Origin of the sequence: Pseudomonas sp. L7 (assembly GCF_046605565.1) — a bacterium.
Taxonomy (GTDB): Bacteria; Pseudomonadota; Gammaproteobacteria; order Pseudomonadales; family Pseudomonadaceae; genus Aquipseudomonas; species Aquipseudomonas wayambapalatensis.
In genome coordinates this window covers 4,258,109-4,273,810 of record NZ_CP176784.1, presented here as the reverse complement: position 1 = coordinate 4,273,810, position 15,702 = coordinate 4,258,109, and the positions used below count along the sequence as shown (strand labels likewise).

The 15,702-nt window shown below is 61.5% G+C and carries 16 protein-coding genes; 15 read left to right on the top strand and 1 reads right to left on the bottom strand.

Going from position 1 to position 15,702, the window contains the following annotated elements; all coding sequences use genetic code 11:
* Window positions 1-17: 17 nt before the first annotated feature.
* Window positions 18-800, bottom strand: coding sequence for a type I methionyl aminopeptidase (map, locus tag ACK3BK_RS19760; RefSeq protein WP_186667238.1), 783 nt, complete (start codon window positions 798-800; stop codon window positions 18-20).
* A gap of 344 nt (window positions 801-1,144) precedes the next feature.
* Between map and rpsB the strand changes: the two genes are divergently transcribed.
* From rpsB to rnhB, 15 genes are all read left to right on the top strand, one after another.
* A complete protein-coding gene (rpsB, locus tag ACK3BK_RS19755) occupies window positions 1,145-1,882 on the top strand; it encodes a 30S ribosomal protein S2 (RefSeq protein WP_054891081.1) in 738 nt (245 codons plus the stop codon).
* 186 nt (window positions 1,883-2,068) lie between these two features.
* Complete coding sequence (gene tsf, locus ACK3BK_RS19750) at window positions 2,069-2,932, top strand: translation elongation factor Ts (protein ID WP_186667237.1); 864 nt, start codon at window positions 2,069-2,071, stop codon at window positions 2,930-2,932.
* 180 nt (window positions 2,933-3,112) lie between these two features.
* The gene (gene pyrH, locus ACK3BK_RS19745; protein ID WP_023381972.1) at window positions 3,113-3,856 is read left to right on the top strand and encodes a UMP kinase; all 744 of its coding nucleotides are present in this window, start codon (window positions 3,113-3,115) and stop codon (window positions 3,854-3,856) included.
* Window positions 3,853-4,410 (top strand): ribosome recycling factor, encoded by a 558-nt coding sequence (gene frr, locus ACK3BK_RS19740; protein WP_186667236.1) that lies wholly within the window; start codon window positions 3,853-3,855, stop codon window positions 4,408-4,410. Before pyrH ends, frr begins: the two co-directional genes overlap by 4 nt.
* A 15-nt stretch (window positions 4,411-4,425) precedes the next feature.
* The gene (uppS, locus tag ACK3BK_RS19735) at window positions 4,426-5,181 is read left to right on the top strand and encodes a polyprenyl diphosphate synthase (RefSeq protein ID WP_186667235.1); all 756 of its coding nucleotides are present in this window, start codon (window positions 4,426-4,428) and stop codon (window positions 5,179-5,181) included.
* The gene (locus ACK3BK_RS19730) at window positions 5,181-5,996 is read left to right on the top strand and encodes a phosphatidate cytidylyltransferase (RefSeq protein ID WP_411383127.1); all 816 of its coding nucleotides are present in this window, start codon (window positions 5,181-5,183) and stop codon (window positions 5,994-5,996) included. The genes uppS and ACK3BK_RS19730 overlap by 1 nt, the downstream gene beginning before the upstream one ends.
* Window positions 5,993-7,183 carry a 1-deoxy-D-xylulose-5-phosphate reductoisomerase gene (ispC, locus tag ACK3BK_RS19725; protein WP_411383126.1) on the top strand — a complete coding sequence of 397 codons (1,191 nt, stop codon included), beginning with the start codon at window positions 5,993-5,995 and terminating at the stop codon, window positions 7,181-7,183. Before ACK3BK_RS19730 ends, ispC begins: the two co-directional genes overlap by 4 nt.
* 46 nt (window positions 7,184-7,229) lie before the next feature.
* Complete coding sequence (gene rseP / locus ACK3BK_RS19720) at window positions 7,230-8,582, top strand: RIP metalloprotease RseP (protein ID WP_186667233.1); 1,353 nt, start codon at window positions 7,230-7,232, stop codon at window positions 8,580-8,582.
* A gap of 76 nt (window positions 8,583-8,658) precedes the next feature.
* Entirely contained in the window at window positions 8,659-11,007 is a 2,349-nt protein-coding gene (bamA, locus tag ACK3BK_RS19715) for an outer membrane protein assembly factor BamA (RefSeq protein WP_151925105.1), read from the top strand.
* Between the two features lie 44 nt (window positions 11,008-11,051).
* On the top strand, window positions 11,052-11,555 hold the full coding sequence (locus ACK3BK_RS19710) for an OmpH family outer membrane protein (protein WP_054891073.1): 504 nt from the start codon (window positions 11,052-11,054) through the stop codon (window positions 11,553-11,555).
* A gap of 1 nt (window position 11,556) precedes the next feature.
* On the top strand, window positions 11,557-12,612 hold the full coding sequence (gene lpxD, locus ACK3BK_RS19705; RefSeq protein ID WP_411383125.1) for a UDP-3-O-(3-hydroxymyristoyl)glucosamine N-acyltransferase: 1,056 nt from the start codon (window positions 11,557-11,559) through the stop codon (window positions 12,610-12,612).
* Window positions 12,613-12,725: 113 nt separating this feature from the next.
* Window positions 12,726-13,166, top strand: a complete 441-nt coding sequence (fabZ, locus tag ACK3BK_RS19700; protein WP_011535269.1) for a 3-hydroxyacyl-ACP dehydratase FabZ — start codon at window positions 12,726-12,728, stop codon at window positions 13,164-13,166.
* A complete protein-coding gene (gene lpxA, locus ACK3BK_RS19695; protein WP_186667231.1) occupies window positions 13,163-13,939 on the top strand; it encodes an acyl-ACP--UDP-N-acetylglucosamine O-acyltransferase in 777 nt (258 codons plus the stop codon). Before fabZ ends, lpxA begins: the two co-directional genes overlap by 4 nt.
* Before the next feature lies 1 nt (window position 13,940).
* Window positions 13,941-15,068, top strand: coding sequence for a lipid-A-disaccharide synthase (lpxB, locus tag ACK3BK_RS19690; RefSeq protein WP_186718849.1), 1,128 nt, complete (start codon window positions 13,941-13,943; stop codon window positions 15,066-15,068).
* A gap of 1 nt (window position 15,069) precedes the next feature.
* Window positions 15,070-15,693 carry a ribonuclease HII gene (rnhB, locus tag ACK3BK_RS19685; protein ID WP_186667229.1) on the top strand — a complete coding sequence of 208 codons (624 nt, stop codon included), beginning with the start codon at window positions 15,070-15,072 and terminating at the stop codon, window positions 15,691-15,693.
* Window positions 15,694-15,702: the final 9 nt, after the last annotated feature.

Genomic DNA, 15,702 nt, shown 5'->3' with positions numbered 1-15,702 from the left:
CGCCTTCCTGAGTTGAATTACGCCGAGGTACGGGGAATGGTGTCGTCTTTGCGCAGGGTGAAGATTTCATAGCCCGTGGCGGTGACCACCAGCGTATGTTCCCACTGTGCCGAGAGCTTGCGATCCTTGGTGATGGCGGTCCAGCCATCGCCCAGCACCTTGGTGTCGGCCTTGCCCTGGTTGATCATTGGCTCGATGGTGAAGGTCATGCCTTCTTTCAGTTCCATGCCGGTGCCGGCCCTGCCGTAGTGCAGGATCTGCGGTTCTTCATGGAACACCTTGCCGATGCCATGGCCGCAGAACTCGCGAACCACCGAGAAACCGTTCTTTTCGGCGTGCTTCTGGATCACTTCGCCGATGTCGCCCAGGCGGCAGCCCGGCTTGATGAGCTCGATGGCCTTGTACAGGCACTCTTGGGTGACCTTGGACAGGCGCTCGGCCCAGGGCGCGACGGTGCCGACATGGAACATGCGGCTGGTGTCGCCGTGGTAGCCATCCTTGATCACCGTCACGTCGATGTTGATGGTGTCGCCATCCTTGAGCGGCTTTTCGTTGGGGATGCCGTGGCAGACCACATGGTTGATCGAGGTGCAGATCGACTTGGGGAAGCCCTTGTAGTTGAGCGGCGCCGGGATCGCCTGCTGGACGTTGACGATGTAGTCGTGGCACAGGCGGTCGAGTTCCTCGGTGGTCACGCCAGGCTTGACGTGCTCTTCGATCATTTCGAGGACTTCGGCGGCCAGGCGGCCGGCGATGCGCATCTTCTCGATGTCTTCTGCGGTCTTGATGGTGACGGTCATTACAGGCTCTCTACGGCGCCGGGCGGCGCGCAACAAACGGGAAAGGCCGGATTCTAACAGAGCAGGGCGGCGTTCTGTGGGGAGAAAACCGCGGATCCGGTGGTCTATGGAAGGCATTCTGGCGCGATTGCCGGGCTGCTGCAAAAGCCCCTGACGGATGAAGCACCTTGCGGGTTCCGTTCGTCTTCTGTCTGTGGTATAAAATGCGCCGCTTTCGGGGAGGTCCCCGTCAGCTCAAACCCACACACGTGTCGACACGATGGCCTGGGTGCCCGGGATCTTCGGATCCATGGGTTGGTCATTGGGATACGTGGAGGCCCAACCCGACTTATCAAGGAACTATCATGTCCCAAGTCAACATGCGCGATATGCTGAAGGCCGGTGTGCACTTCGGCCACCAGACCCGTTACTGGAACCCGAAAATGGGCAAGTACATTTTCGGCGCGCGCAACAAGATCCACATTATCAACCTGGAAAAAACCCTGCCGATGTTCAACGACGCTCTGTCGTTCGTAGAGCGCCTGGCCCAGGGCAAGAACAAGATCCTGTTCGTCGGCACCAAGCGTTCCGCTGGCAAACTGGTCGCCGAGCAAGCTGCTCGTTGCGGTTCGCCATACGTTGATCACCGCTGGTTGGGCGGCATGCTGACCAACTACAAGACCATCCGTGCTTCGATCAAGCGTCTGCGCGACCTGGAAACCCAGGCCGAAGATGGCACCTTCGCCAAGCTGACCAAGAAAGAAGCCCTGATGCGCTCGCGCGACCTGGAAAAACTGGATCGCAGCCTGGGTGGTATCAAGGACATGGGCGGTCTGCCTGATGCACTGTTCGTCATCGATGTCGATCACGAGCGCATTGCAATCACCGAAGCCAACAAGCTGGGCATCCCGGTCATCGGCGTTGTCGATACCAACAGCAGCCCGGAAGGCGTTGACTTCGTGATCCCAGGCAACGACGACGCAATCCGCGCCATCGAGCTGTACATGACTTCGATGGCTGACGCCGTCATCCGCGGTCGCAACAACGTTGCCGGCGGTACCGAAGTCTACGCTGAAGAAGCGGCGGCACCAGCTGCTGAGTAATTGACGCCTGGCGTCTACTTGGCACGCGAAAAGGGGGCTTGGCCCCCTTTTTGCCACCTGAAATCCTCCTGTCAGCAAGCACGCCGCATCATGCGTGGCGCTGGTGTGAAGACAGCGGATTTCCAGAATTGAACGCCCGTGATGAACGGGTGGAATGGTTGAAAAACTTTCCAAGAGGATTTTGAAATGGCAGCAATTACTGCAGCGCTGGTCAAAGAACTGCGCGAGCGTACCGGCGAAGGCATGATGGATTGCAAAAAGGCCCTGGAAAAGGCCGGCGGCGACATCGAGAAAGCCATTGACGACATGCGTGCCTCGGGCGCCATCAAGGCCGCCAAGAAGGCTGGCAACGTTGCCGCTGAAGGTGCTATCGCCGTCAAGACCGACGGTAAGGTCGCCGTTCTGCTGGAAGTGAACTCGCAGACCGACTTCCTGGCCCTGCAAGACGACTTCAAGACTTTCGTTGCCGAAAGCCTGGAAGAAGCCTTCGCCCAGAAGCTGACCGACGCCGCTCCGCTGATCGCTTCGCGTGAAGCCGCTCGTGAAGCCCTGGTCGCCAAGTGCGGCGAGAACGTCAACATCCGTCGTCTGGCTCGCGTCGAAGGTGACGTGGTCGGTGCCTACCTGCACGGCAACAAGATCGGCGCTGCCGTCGTTCTGAAAGGCGGTGACGTAGAGCTGGCCAAGAACATCGCCATGCACGTTGCAGCTTCGAACCCTGAGTTCCTGGATTCGTCGGAAATCTCCGCCGAGGCCATCGAGCGCGAGAAGGGCGTCTTCCTGCAGCTGAACGCCGACAAGATCGCTGGCAAGCCGGAAAACATCGTTGAGAACATGATCAACGGCCGTATCACCAAGTTCAAGGCAGAAGCCTCGCTGAAAGAGCAGGCCTTCGTCATGAACCCGGAAGTCAAGGTCGGCGATCTGGCCAAGAAAGCCGGTGCTGAAATCGTTTCCTTCACCTACTTCAAAGTTGGCGAAGGCATCGAGAAGCCGGTTGACGACTTCGCTGCCGAAGTTGCCGCCCAGGTCGCTGCCGCCAAGCAGTAAGACGGACTCGTCTGTCGCCCCGAAGAGGCTGCCCGCTCACGCGCGCAGCCTCTTTGTCAAAGCGCGCAAGGGTTTATCTGGCCCTGTGCGCTGGCACTGAAGCAGTGCCACGCTACAGTTAGCAGGCTGCACACAGCCCGCACGGAATTTTCTAAAAGTACGCCGCAGGAGAGACTCGCAATGGCTCAGCAGGTGAGTGGTCGCCAACCTCGCTATAAACGCATTTTGCTCAAACTTAGCGGCGAGGCCCTGATGGGCTCGGAAGACTTCGGGATCGACCCGAAGGTGCTGGACCGCATGGCCCTGGAAGTTGGTCAGCTGGTCGGTATCGGTGTCCAGGTCGGCCTGGTGATCGGTGGTGGTAACCTGTTCCGCGGCGCCGCGCTCAGTGCAGCCGGCATGGACCGCGTCACGGGCGACCACATGGGCATGCTGGCCACTGTAATGAACGCACTGGCCATGCGCGATGCGCTGGAGCGCTCGAACATCCCGGCACTGGTCATGTCTGCCATCTCCATGGTCGGCGTCACCGATCATTACGATCGTCGCAAAGCTATTCGCCACCTCAACTCCGGGGATGTGGTAATTTTCTCCGCCGGTACCGGCAATCCGTTCTTCACCACCGACTCCGCAGCGTGCCTGCGTGCTATCGAAATCGATGCCGACGTGGTGCTGAAGGCGACCAAGGTCGATGGTGTGTACACTGCCGACCCATTCAAGGATCCGCATGCCGAGAAGTTCGACCACCTCACCTACGACGAGGTGCTGGATCGCAAGCTCGGTGTCATGGACCTGACCGCAATCTGCCTGTGCCGCGACCACAAGATGCCATTGCGGGTATTCAACATGAACAAGCCTGGCGCCCTGCTGAACATCGTGGTGGGTGGCGCTGAAGGTACTTTGATCGAGGAAGGCGAAGCATGATCAACGACATCAAGAAAGACGCGCAGGAGCGCATGGGCAAGTCCCTCGAGGCGTTGGCCCGCAACCTGGCAGCGATCCGCACCGGTCGCGCCCACCCAAGCATCCTGGATGGCGTCAAGGTTCCGGCCTGGGGTAGCGAGATGCCGCTGAACCAGGTGGCCGCGATCACCGTCGAGGACGCCCGCACCCTCAAGATCGTCGCCCACGACAAGAACCTCAGCGCCGCGATCGAGAAGGCCATCCTGACCTCCGACCTGGGCCTGAACCCGTCGAGCGCCGGTACCACCATTCGCGTGCCGATGCCGGCCCTGACCGAAGAAACCCGCAAGGGCTACACCAAGCAGGCCAGCGGCGTTGCCGAGGATGCCAAGGTTGCCGTGCGCAACGTGCGTCGCGACGCATTAGCCGACCTGAAGAAGCTGACCAAGGACAAGGAAATCAGCGAAGACGAAGAGCGTCGTGCAGCTGACGAGATCCAGAAGCTGACCGACAAGTTCGTGGCAGACGTCGATGCTGCGTTCAAAGCCAAGGAAAAGGACCTGATGGCCGTCTGAGGCCAGGACTTTTTCATGGAAAAGACCAAGCAGGCGGCACCCTCGTCGGTGCCGCGTCACGTCGCTATCATCATGGACGGCAACAACCGCTGGGCGAAAAAGCGCCTGCTGCCTGGCGTTGCCGGGCACAAGGCCGGCGTCGATGCGGTGCGTGCGGTGATCGAAGTCTGTGCCGAGGCCAAGGTCGAAGTGCTCACGCTCTTCGCCTTCTCCAGCGAGAACTGGCAGCGTCCGGCCGATGAGGTGGGTGCGTTGATGGAGCTGTTCTTCTCGGCCTTGCGCCGCGAGGCCAAGCGCCTGAACGACAACAACATCTGCCTGCGCATCATCGGTGACCGCTCGCGCTTCCATCCGGAGCTACAGGCCGCGATGCGAGAAGCCGAAGCGCTGACCGCCGGCAACGATCGTTTCATCCTGCAGATCGCTGCCAACTATGGTGGCCAGTGGGATATCGCCCAGGCCGCCCAGCGCCTGGCGCGCGAAGTCCAGGCCGGCCATCTGCGCCCGGACGATATCACGCCCGGCCTGCTGCAGACCTGCCTTGCCACGGGTGACCTGCCTTTGCCCGACCTGTGCATTCGCACCGGCGGCGAACACCGCATCAGCAACTTCCTGTTGTGGCAGTTGGCCTACGCCGAGCTGTATTTCTCCGACCTGTACTGGCCGGACTTCAAACACGAGGCCATGCGTAATGCACTGGCCGATTTCGCTTCGCGCCAACGCCGCTTCGGTAAGACCAGCGAGCAGGTCGAGGCTGGAGCTCGTGCTTAATGCTTAAACAACGCATCATTACCGCGCTGATCCTGTTGCCGATCGCGCTGGGCGGTTTCTTCCTGCTCAACGGCGCGGATTTCGCCCTGTTCATCGGTTTCGTGGTGACCCTTGGTGCCTGGGAATGGGCGCGTCTGGCCGGGTTGATGGCCCAGCCATTGCGCATCGCCTATGCCGCCGTGGTCGCTGGAGCGCTGATGGTGCTCTACCTCATGCCGGACCTTGCGCCCTGGGTGCTGGGGGCGTCGGTGATCTGGTGGGGCCTGGCGACTTGGCTGGTGCTCACCTACCCACGTAGCGCTGAGTTGTGGAGCAGTGCCGCCTGCCGTCTGCTGATCGGTCTGCTGGTGCTGTTACCCGCCTGGCAAGGCCTGTTGCTGCTCAAGCATTGGCCATTGGGCAATGGCTTGATCCTGGCGGTGATGGTGCTGGTCTGGGCTGCCGACATCGGTGCATATTTCTCTGGTCGTGCCTTTGGCAAGCGCAAGCTGGCGCCGCACGTCAGCCCCGGCAAGAGCTGGGAGGGTGTGTATGGCGGCATGGCCGTGAGCCTGTTGATCACCCTGGTGGTCGGGCTCGTGCGCGACTGGGGGGTGGGGCAGTTGCTGCTCGGCCTGGTCGGCGCGGTGATCGTGGTCATGTCGTCGGTGGTTGGCGACCTGACCGAAAGCATGTTCAAGCGTCGCGAAGGCATCAAGGACAGCAGTAACCTGCTGCCTGGTCATGGCGGCGTGCTGGATCGTATCGACAGCCTGACCGCGGCGATCCCGATGTTCGCCGTGCTGCTCTGGGCGGCCGAATGGGGTGTGATGTGAGCCATCCGCAGCGGATTACCGTGCTCGGTGCGACCGGGTCGATCGGCCTGAGTACGCTGGATGTGATTTCCCGTCACCCCGAGCGCTACCAGGTGTTTGCCCTTAGCGGCTATTCACGCCTGGATGAATTGCTCGGCCTGTGCCTGCGCCATCGTCCGGCGTATGCGGTGGTGCCGGACGCCGACTCGGTCGCCCGCCTGCGTGAAGGGCTGGCGGCGGCGGGCAGCACCACCGAAGTGCTGGAAGGCGAGGCAGGTCTCTGCCAGGTTGCGTCTGCCAGCGAAGTGGACACCGTGATGGCTGCTATCGTCGGCGCTGCTGGTCTGCGTCCGACCTTGGCGGCGGTGCAGGCCGGCAAGAAGGTGCTGCTGGCCAACAAGGAGGCGCTGGTGATGTCCGGCGCGCTGTTCATGGAAGCGGTGCGCACCAGTGGTGCAGTGCTGCTGCCGATCGACAGCGAGCACAATGCCATCTTCCAGTGCTTGCCCGGCGACTATGCCCGTGGCCTGGCGCACGTTGGTGTGCGTCGTATCCTGCTGACGGCGTCTGGTGGGCCCTTCCGTGAAACCGCGGCGCAGGCGCTGATGGACGTCACGCCGGAGCAGGCCTGTGCTCATCCGAACTGGTCGATGGGGCGCAAGATTTCGGTCGACTCGGCAAGCATGATGAACAAAGGGCTCGAGCTGATCGAGGCCTGCTGGCTGTTTGATGCTGCGCCAGCCAAGGTCGAGGTGGTGGTACACCCGCAAAGTGTGATCCATTCGCTGGTCGACTATGTGGATGGTTCGGTGTTGGCGCAGTTGGGCAACCCGGACATGCGGACACCGATCGCCAACGCTCTGGCATGGCCTGAGCGGATCGATTCCGGTGTCGCGCCGCTGGACCTGTTCGCGGTCGCCCGTCTGGATTTCCAGGCGCCCGACGAGCAGCGATTCCCCTGCCTGCGCCTGGCGCGAGAAGCTGCCGAAGCGGGCAACAGTGCGCCTGCCGTGCTCAACGCCGCCAACGAAGTGGCGGTCGAGGCATTTCTCCAGCGGCGTATCCGCTTCCCGGAAATCGCGGGTATGATCGAACAGGTGCTCGAGCAGGAGCCGGTAGTGCCGTTGCCTTCGCTGGATGCGGTGTTCGCCGCCGACCAGCGGGCCCGGGAGCTGTCCCGGGAATGGTTGAGGCGCCACGGCCGCTGATTTCCCGTCGGCCCCAGGCCTGGCTGAACGTCATTCGGAGATGGATATGACTGCGCTCTACATGATTATCGGCACCCTGGTGGCTCTGGGTGTACTGGTCACCTTTCACGAATTCGGCCACTTCTGGGTGGCACGCAAGTGCGGAGTGAAAGTCCTGCGCTTCTCGGTGGGGTTCGGCACGCCGTTGGTGCGCTGGCACGACCGCCATGGCACCGAGTTTGTCGTCGCAGCGATTCCGCTGGGCGGCTATGTCAAGATGCTCGATGAGCGCGAAGGTGATGTGCCGCCCGCGCTTGTTGATCAATCCTTCAATCGCAAATCGGTTGGACAGCGTATTGCTATCGTTGCCGCCGGTCCGATTGCCAACTTCCTGCTCGCCATCCTGTTCTTCTGGGTGGTCGCCATGCTCGGCAGCCAGCAGGTGCGTCCGGTCATCGGAGCGGTCGAGTCGGGCAGCCTGGCGGCATCTGCAGGCCTTGTGGCAGGCCAGGAAATTGTTTCGATCGATGGCAAGCCGACCAGTGGCTGGTCGGCGGTCAATCTGCAACTGGTGCGTCGCCTGGGCGAGAGCGGCAGCTTGCGGGTGGGCGTGCGCGACGACGGCGCCACGCTGGAGCGTCAGCATGAAATCCGCCTGAATCAATGGCTCAAGGGTGCCGATGAGCCTGACCCGATCCAGTCCCTGGGGCTGCGCCCCTGGCGGCCGGCGGTAAGTCCGGTGCTCGCCGAAATCGATCCCAAGGGCCCGGCCGCTGCTGCCGGGCTGAAGACCGGCGATAGACTCCTGGCACTCGATGGTGTCGCACTGGGTGACTGGCAGCAGGTGGTGGACACTGTTCGGGCGCGCCCCGAGGCGAAGGTGCTACTGCGTATCGAGCGTGATGGCGCGCAGCTGGAACTGCCGGTGACGCTGGCGCGCAAAGGGGAAGGGCAGGCGTCCGGAGGTTATCTGGGGGCTGGGGTCAAAGGCGCCGAGTGGCCTGCGAACATGCTTCGAGAGGTCAGCTACGGGCCGCTGGAGGCGGTCGGCGAGGGGCTCTCGCGCACTTGGAACATGAGTGTCCTGACCCTTGAATCGCTGAAGAAAATGCTGTTCGGGGAGCTCTCGGTAAAAAACTTGAGCGGACCGATAACCATTGCTAAAGTGGCGGGCGCTTCAGCCCAGTCGGGCGTTGGGGATTTCCTGAATTTCCTGGCCTACCTGAGCATAAGCCTGGGGGTTCTGAACCTGCTGCCCATCCCGGTACTGGATGGGGGGCATTTGCTGTTCTACCTGATCGAGTGGGCGCGCGGTCGTCCGCTCTCGGATCGGGTGCAAGGTTGGGGGGTCCAGATCGGTATCAGTTTGGTCATTGGGGTGATGTTGCTCGCCCTGATCAACGATCTGGGTCGACTTTAACGCTTCGCTCTATTGCGAACCTGCCGCCGTGCTGCGGTGGCGGGTTGTTTATTGCCAGTTGGAATAAAAGGACTTCATGAAACGTCTGCTGCTAACTGCGGTCCTCTCCGCACTGATGATCGCTGAAGTTCACGCCGAGTCCTTCACCATCTCCGATATTCGTGTCAACGGCCTGCAGCGGGTTTCCGCCGGCAGCGTGTTCGGCGCGTTGCCGTTGAACGTAGGCGACCAGGTCGATGACCGCCGCCTGGTGGAGTCGACTCGCTCGCTGTTCAAGACCGGTTTCTTCCAGGACATCCAGCTGGATCGCGACGGCAATGTCCTGATCATCAACGTGGTCGAACGCCCATCGGTGTCGAGCATCGAGATCGAGGGCAACAAGGCGATCAGTACCGAAGACCTGATGAAGGGCCTGAAGCAGTCCGGCCTGGCCGAGGGCGAGATCTTCCAGCGCGCCACGCTCGAGGGCGTGCGTAACGAGCTGCAGCGCCAGTACGTGGCCCAGGGCCGCTACTCGGCCGAGGTCGATGCCGAGGTCGTGCCGCAGCCACGCAACCGTGTCGGCCTGAAGATCAAGATCAACGAAGGTACCGTCGCGGCGATCCAGCACATCAACGTGGTGGGCAACACCGTGTTCAGCGACGAAGACCTCTCCCAGCTCTTCGAACTGAAAACCACCAACTGGCTGTCGTTCTTCAAGAACGACGACAAGTACGCACGTGAAAAACTCTCCGGTGACCTGGAGCGTCTGCGTTCCTATTACCTGGACCGCGGCTACATCAACATGGACATCGCGTCCACCCAGGTATCGATTACCCCGGACAAGAAGCACGTCTACATTACTGTCAACGTCAACGAAGGCGAGAAGTACACCGTTCGTGACGTGAAACTCTCCGGTGACCTGAAAGTGCCGGAAGACCAGGTCAAGTCGCTGTTGCTGGTGCAGCCAGGCCAGGTCTTCTCGCGCAAGGTGATGACCACCACCTCCGACCTGATCACTCGTCGACTGGGTAACGAAGGCTATACCTTCGCCAACGTCAACGGCGTGCCGCAACCTAACGACCAGGATCACACCGTCGACATCATGTTCGTCGTCGATCCGGGCAAGCGTGCCTACGTCAACCGCATCAACTACCGCGGCAACACCAAGACCGAAGACGAGGTGCTGCGTCGCGAGATGCGTCAGATGGAAGGTGGGTGGGCATCCACTTATCTCATCGACCAGTCCAAGACCCGCCTCGAGCGCCTGGGCTTCTTCAAGGAAGTCAACGTCGAGACGCCGCCGGTGCCAGGCACCGACGACCAGGTCGACGTCAACTATGCGGTCGAGGAGCAGGCTTCCGGTTCGATCACCGCCAGCGTCGGTTTCGCCCAGAGCGCGGGCCTGATCCTGGGTGGTTCGATCAGCCAGAGCAACTTCCTGGGTACCGGTAACAAGGTGTCCATCGGCCTGACCCGAAGCGAATACCAGACCCGATACAACTTCGGCTTCGTTGACCCCTACTTCACTGCCGATGGCGTGAGCCTGGGCTACAACGCCTTCTACCGCAGCACCAACTACGACGACCTTGACGTCGATGTGGCGAGCTATGCAGTAGACAGCCTCGGTGCCGGCGTCAGCCTGGGTTACCCGATCAGCGAGACCTCGCGCCTGACCTACGGCCTGACCGTGCAGCAAGACAAGATCAAGACCGGCCGCTACACCGTCGACGAGATCTTCAAGTTCCTCGACAAGGAAGGCGACAACTTCCTGAACTTCAAGGCGTCGATCGGCTGGTCCGAATCGACCCTGAACAAGGGCGTGCTGGCCACCCGTGGTCACTCGCAAAGCCTGACCCTGGAAACCACCGTGCCGGGCAGCGACCTGTCGTTCTACAAGCTCGACTACCGCGGCCAGCTGTTCAAGCCACTGAGCAATGACTACACCCTGCGCCTGCACACTGAACTGGGCTATGGTGATGGTTTCGGCGGTACCTCGGGCCTGCCGTTCTACGAGAACTATTATGCGGGTGGCTTCAACTCTGTCCGCGGCTTCAAGGACAGCAGCCTGGGCCCGCGCAGTACGCCGAGCCAGGGCACCAATCCGGGTACCATTCGTGACCCGGACCAGGACCCGCTGCCGTTCGGTGGTAACGTCCTCGTGCAGGGTGGTGTCGAGCTGCTGTTCCCGCTGCCGTTCGTCAAGGACCAGCGTTCGCTGCGTACCTCGGTCTTCTGGGATGTGGGTAACGTGTTCGACACCAACTGCGGCTCCAAGCCTGACTGCGCGAAGGTCGGTTTCTCCGACATGGCCAGCTCCGTCGGCCTGGGCGTGACCTGGATTACCGCGCTGGGCCCGTTGAGCTTCAGCCTGGCGATGCCGATCAAGAAGCCGGACGACGCCGACACCCAGGTGTTCCAATTCTCTCTGGGCCAGACTTTCTAAGCTTGGCCCTTGCTTAACGACAACGGTTTATCCAGGAGTGCATCGTGCGTAAGTTGACTCAACTGGCCGTAGTGGCCGCGGCGCTGGTCGCCACCCCGGCTTTCGCCGAAATGAAGATTGCCGTTCTGAACTACCAGATGGCGCTGCTCGAATCAGACGCCGCCAAAAAGTACGCTGTCGATGCCGAGAAGAAGTTCGGTCCGCAACTGAACCAGCTGAAAACTCTGGAAAGCAGCGCCAAGGGCATCCAGGATCGACTGATCAAGGGTGGCGACAAGATGCAGCAGCAGGAGCGTGAGCGCCTGGAGCTCGAGTTCAAGCAAAAAGCCCGTGACTTCCAGTTCCAGTCCAAGGAACTCAACGAAGCGAAGGCCGTTGCTGATCGCGACATGCTCAAGCAGCTCAAGCCCAAGCTCGACGGTGCCGTCGAGGAAGTCATCAAGAAAGGTGGTTTCGACCTGGTGCTCGAGCGTGGTGCGGTAATCGATGTCAAACCTCAGTATGACATCACCCGCCAGGTCATCGAGCGCATGAACCAAGCGCGTTGATATGACCGTGACCATGACGCTCGGTCAGTTGGCCGAGACCCTCGGGGCCACGCTCAGTGGCCCCGAGTCGCTTGAAATCACCGGACTGGCCACCTTGCAGGAAGCCGGTCCGGGGCAGTTGAGCTTCCTCGCCAATCGTCAATACCGCAAATTCCTGGATGACAGCCAGGCTGCAGCGGTGCTGATCAAGGCCGAGGATGCCGAAGGCTTCACCGGCAATGCGCTGATCGTCCCCGATCCCTATCTGGCTTATGCCCGTATTTCTCACCTGTTCGATCCCAAGCCCAAGGCTGTGGCGGGAGTTCATCCCAGCGCCGTGGTGGCTGACGATGCTCAGGTGGATGCAAGTGCCAGCATCGGGCCGTTCGCGGTCATCGAAAGCGGTGCGCGCATCGGTGCGAACGTGTCCGTTGGCGCGCATTGCTTTGTCGGTGCCCGCTGCATCATCGGCGAGGGTGGCTGGCTTGCCCCGCGTGTGACGCTGTACCACGATGTCACCATCGGCAAGCGTGTGGTCATTCAGTCGGGTGCGGTGATCGGTGGTGAGGGCTTCGGTTTCGCCAACGAGAAAGGTGTCTGGCAGAAGATTGCCCAGATCGGCGGCGTGACGCTGGGTGACGATGTGGAAATCGGTGTCAACACCGCTGTGGACCGTGGCGCGCTGTCTGACACGCGAATCGGCAATGGCGTCAAGCTCGACAACCAGATTCAGATCGCCCACAACGTGCAGATCGGAGACCATACCGCAATGGCGGCTTGCGTCGGAATTTCCGGCAGCACGCGTATCGGCAAGCACTGCATGATCGCGGGCGGCGTCGGCATGGTTGGTCATATTGATGTTTGCGACAACGTCTTCGTCTCCGGTATGACCATGGTCACCCGCTCGATCACCGAGCCGGGCGGCTATTCTTCCGGTACTGCCATGCAGCCGTTGGCCGAGTGGCGCAAGAGCGCAGCGCGTATACGCCAGCTCGACGAGATGTCCAAGCGTCTGCAGCAACTGGAAAAACGCGTCGAGACCGTGACCTCAGGTGGCCAGCCGGCATCAGAAGGCTGATACCATTTCCTGAGCAAGAGTGAACAGTCGCTAGCTGGCTCCTCTTTGGACTGCAAAAGGAGCGTGTGGTCAGCACCTGCGCTCCCTATTCTTATTACAGGCTTCCCCCCGAAATGATGGACATCAACGAGATTCGCGAATACCTGCCTCACCGTTACCCGTTCCTGCTGGTGGACCGGGTCACGGAGCTGGACTTCGAGGCCCAGAGCATTCGTGCCTACAAGAATGTCAGCATCAACGAGCCGTTCTTCAACGGCCATTTCCCGGCGCACCCGATCATGCCGGGCGTGCTGATCATCGAGGCAATGGCCCAGGCGGCCGGAATTCTCGGCTTCAAGATGCTCGATGCGAAGCCTGCCGATGGCACTCTTTATTACTTCGTCGGCTCCGACAAGCTGCGTTTCCGTCAGCCGGTGTTGCCGGGTGACCAGCTCGTGCTGGAAGCCAAGTTCCTCAGCCGCAAGAGCATGATCTGGAAGTTCGAGTGCCGTGCCCTGGTCGACGGCAAGCCGGTCTGCTCGGCCGAGATCACCTGCGCGGAACGCTCCCTATGAGTTCGATTGATCCGCGGGCGATCATCGATCCCTCGGCCAAGCTGGCCGACGGCGTCGAGGTCGGCCCTTGGTCGATCGTAGGCCCCGATGTCGAAATCGGGGAGGGCACCGTCATCGGTCCGCACGTGGTGCTCAAGGGGCCCACCCGGATCGGCAAGCACAATCGCATCTATCAGTTCAGCTCCATCGGCGAAGACACGCCCGACCTCAAGTACAAGGGGGAGCCGACGCGCCTGGTGATCGGCGATCACAACGTGATCCGCGAAGGTGTCACCATTCACCGCGGTACTGTGCAGGACCGTTCGGAAACCACGCTTGGCGATCACAACCTGATCATGGCCTATGCCCACATCGGCCATGACAGCGTGATCGGCAACCATTGCATCCTGGTCAACAATACGGCGCTGGCCGGGCATGTGCACGTGGGCGACTGGGCCATCCTGTCCGGCTACACCCTGGTGCACCAGTATTGCCATATTGGCGCTCACGCTTTCTCTGGCATGGGCACGGCGATCGGCAAAGATGTTCCGGCGTTCGTCACGGTGTTCGGCAGCCCGGCCGAGGCGCGCAGCATGAACTTTGAAGGTATGCGCCGTCGCGGTTTCAGCGACGAGGTCATCCATGACTTGCGCCGTGCCTACAAGATCGTCTATCGCCAAGGCTTGACCGTGGAAGAGGCGATCAAGGAGCTGGACGAACTGGCCGGGCAGCACCCGGAAGTCGAACTGTTCCGCCAGTCGATTCTCAATTCTGCCCGCGGCATCACCCGCTGACATGGCGTCGCTTTGCGTAGCGCTGGTCGCCGGTGAGGCCAGCGGCGACATCCTCGGCTCCGGCCTGATGCGCGCGCTCAAGGCGCGTCATCCCGATGTGCGTTTCATTGGTGTCGGCGGCCCGTTGATGGAAGCCGAAGGGCTGCAGTCGTATTTCCCCATGGAACGCCTGGCGGTCATGGGGCTGGTCGAAGTCCTGGGGCGCCTGCGCGAGCTGCTCAAGCGGCGCAAGGACCTGATCCAGACACTGATCGGCGAGAAGCCCGACGTGTTCATCGGCATCGACGCACCGGATTTCACCCTCAATATCGAACTGAAGCTGCGTCAGGCCGGGATCAAGACCGTGCATTACGTCAGTCCATCGGTCTGGGCGTGGCGGCAGAAGCGTGTGCTGAAGATTCGTGAAGGTTGCGACCTGATGCTGACGCTGTTCCCCTTCGAGGCGAAATTCTACGAAGAAAAGGGTGTGCCGGTACGTTTTGTCGGCCATCCGCTGGCCGATACCATCCCGCTCGAGGCCGATCGCACTGCCGCGCGCGCAGCGCTGGGGCTGGGCGAAGGGCCGCTGGTAGCCTTGATGCCGGGTAGTCGTGGTGGCGAAGTGGGGCGGCTCGGCGAGTTGTTCCTCGAGACTGCCAAACGTCTGCAAACCCTGGTGCCGGGTGTGCGTTTCGTGTCGCCGTGCGCCAATCCTGCACGACGTGCCCAGATCGAACAGATGCTGCAGGGGCGCGAGCTCCCATTGACCTTGCTCGATGGGCAATCGCACCAGGCGTTGGCGGCCTGCGATGCGGTCCTGATTGCCTCGGGTACTGCCACGCTCGAAGCTTTGCTGTACAAGCGCCCCATGGTGGTCGCCTATCGCCTTGCGCCGCTGACCTTCTGGATTCTCAAGCGCATGGTCAAGAGTCCCTATGTGTCGCTGCCCAATCTGCTCGCCCAGCGCCTGCTGGTCCCTGAGCTGCTGCAGGACGCCGCAACGCCTGACGCTTTGGCGGCCACGCTGGCACCGTTGGTGACGCAGGGCAATGAGCAGACCGAAGGCTTCGACCAGATTCACCGCACCTTGCGCCGTGATGCGTCCAACCAGGCTGCCGACGCAGTGCTGGGCCTGCTGAAGGATCGATGACATGCAGATGGGACTTGATTTCAACCTGGTCGAAGACCTGGTCGCGGGTGTAGACGAAGTCGGGCGTGGCCCGCTGTGCGGGGACGTGGTCACGGCAGCGGTGATCCTCGATCCGCAGCGGCCGATCCTTGGCCTGAACGACTCGAAGAAGCTCACCGAGGCACGTCGTGAGTTGCTGTTCGACGAAATCTGCGAAAAGGCACTGGCCTTTTGTATCGCTCGTGCCACGGTCGGTGAGATCGACCAACTGAACATCCTGCAGGCCACCATGCTGGCCATGCAGCGTGCGGTGGAAGGGTTGAGCGTCACGCCGAAACTGGCGTTGATCGATGGCAACCGCTGCCCGAAACTGTCGGTGCCAGCTGCGCCGGTGGTCAAGGGGGATTCCCAGGTGCCAGCCATCGCCGCTGCTTCGATCCTGGCTAAGGTCACGCGTGATCGCGAGATGAGCGCGTTCGAGCTGATCTACCCGGGTTACGGCATCGGCGGGCACAAAGGCTACCCGACGCCGTTGCACCTCGAAGCTCTCGCGCGGCTGGGGCCTACGCCCATTCATCGGCGCTCGTTCGCACCGGTGAGGGCCGCGTGGGAAGTCCTCGAAGGGCGTGCCAGCACGCTGATCTGATCTGTCGGG

Excerpts from the sequence above, each read along its gene's own strand:
- map (WP_186667238.1), bottom strand. The coding sequence starts at position 800 with ATGACCGTCACCATCAAGACCGCAGAAGACATCGAGAAGATGCGCATC.
- rpsB (WP_054891081.1), top strand. The coding sequence starts at position 1,145 with ATGTCCCAAGTCAACATGCGCGATATGCTGAAGGCCGGTGTGCACTTC.
- tsf (WP_186667237.1), top strand. The coding sequence starts at position 2,069 with ATGGCAGCAATTACTGCAGCGCTGGTCAAAGAACTGCGCGAGCGTACC.
- pyrH (WP_023381972.1), top strand. The coding sequence starts at position 3,113 with ATGGCTCAGCAGGTGAGTGGTCGCCAACCTCGCTATAAACGCATTTTG.
- frr (WP_186667236.1), top strand. The coding sequence starts at position 3,853 with ATGATCAACGACATCAAGAAAGACGCGCAGGAGCGCATGGGCAAGTCC.
- uppS (WP_186667235.1), top strand. The coding sequence starts at position 4,426 with ATGGAAAAGACCAAGCAGGCGGCACCCTCGTCGGTGCCGCGTCACGTC.
- ACK3BK_RS19730 (WP_411383127.1), top strand. The coding sequence starts at position 5,181 with ATGCTTAAACAACGCATCATTACCGCGCTGATCCTGTTGCCGATCGCG.
- rseP (WP_186667233.1), top strand. The coding sequence starts at position 7,230 with ATGACTGCGCTCTACATGATTATCGGCACCCTGGTGGCTCTGGGTGTA.
- bamA (WP_151925105.1), top strand. The coding sequence starts at position 8,659 with ATGAAACGTCTGCTGCTAACTGCGGTCCTCTCCGCACTGATGATCGCT.
- lpxD (WP_411383125.1), top strand. The coding sequence starts at position 11,557 with ATGACCGTGACCATGACGCTCGGTCAGTTGGCCGAGACCCTCGGGGCC.
- fabZ (WP_011535269.1), top strand. The coding sequence starts at position 12,726 with ATGATGGACATCAACGAGATTCGCGAATACCTGCCTCACCGTTACCCG.
- lpxA (WP_186667231.1), top strand. The coding sequence starts at position 13,163 with ATGAGTTCGATTGATCCGCGGGCGATCATCGATCCCTCGGCCAAGCTG.
- lpxB (WP_186718849.1), top strand. The coding sequence starts at position 13,941 with ATGGCGTCGCTTTGCGTAGCGCTGGTCGCCGGTGAGGCCAGCGGCGAC.
- rnhB (WP_186667229.1), top strand. The coding sequence starts at position 15,070 with ATGCAGATGGGACTTGATTTCAACCTGGTCGAAGACCTGGTCGCGGGT.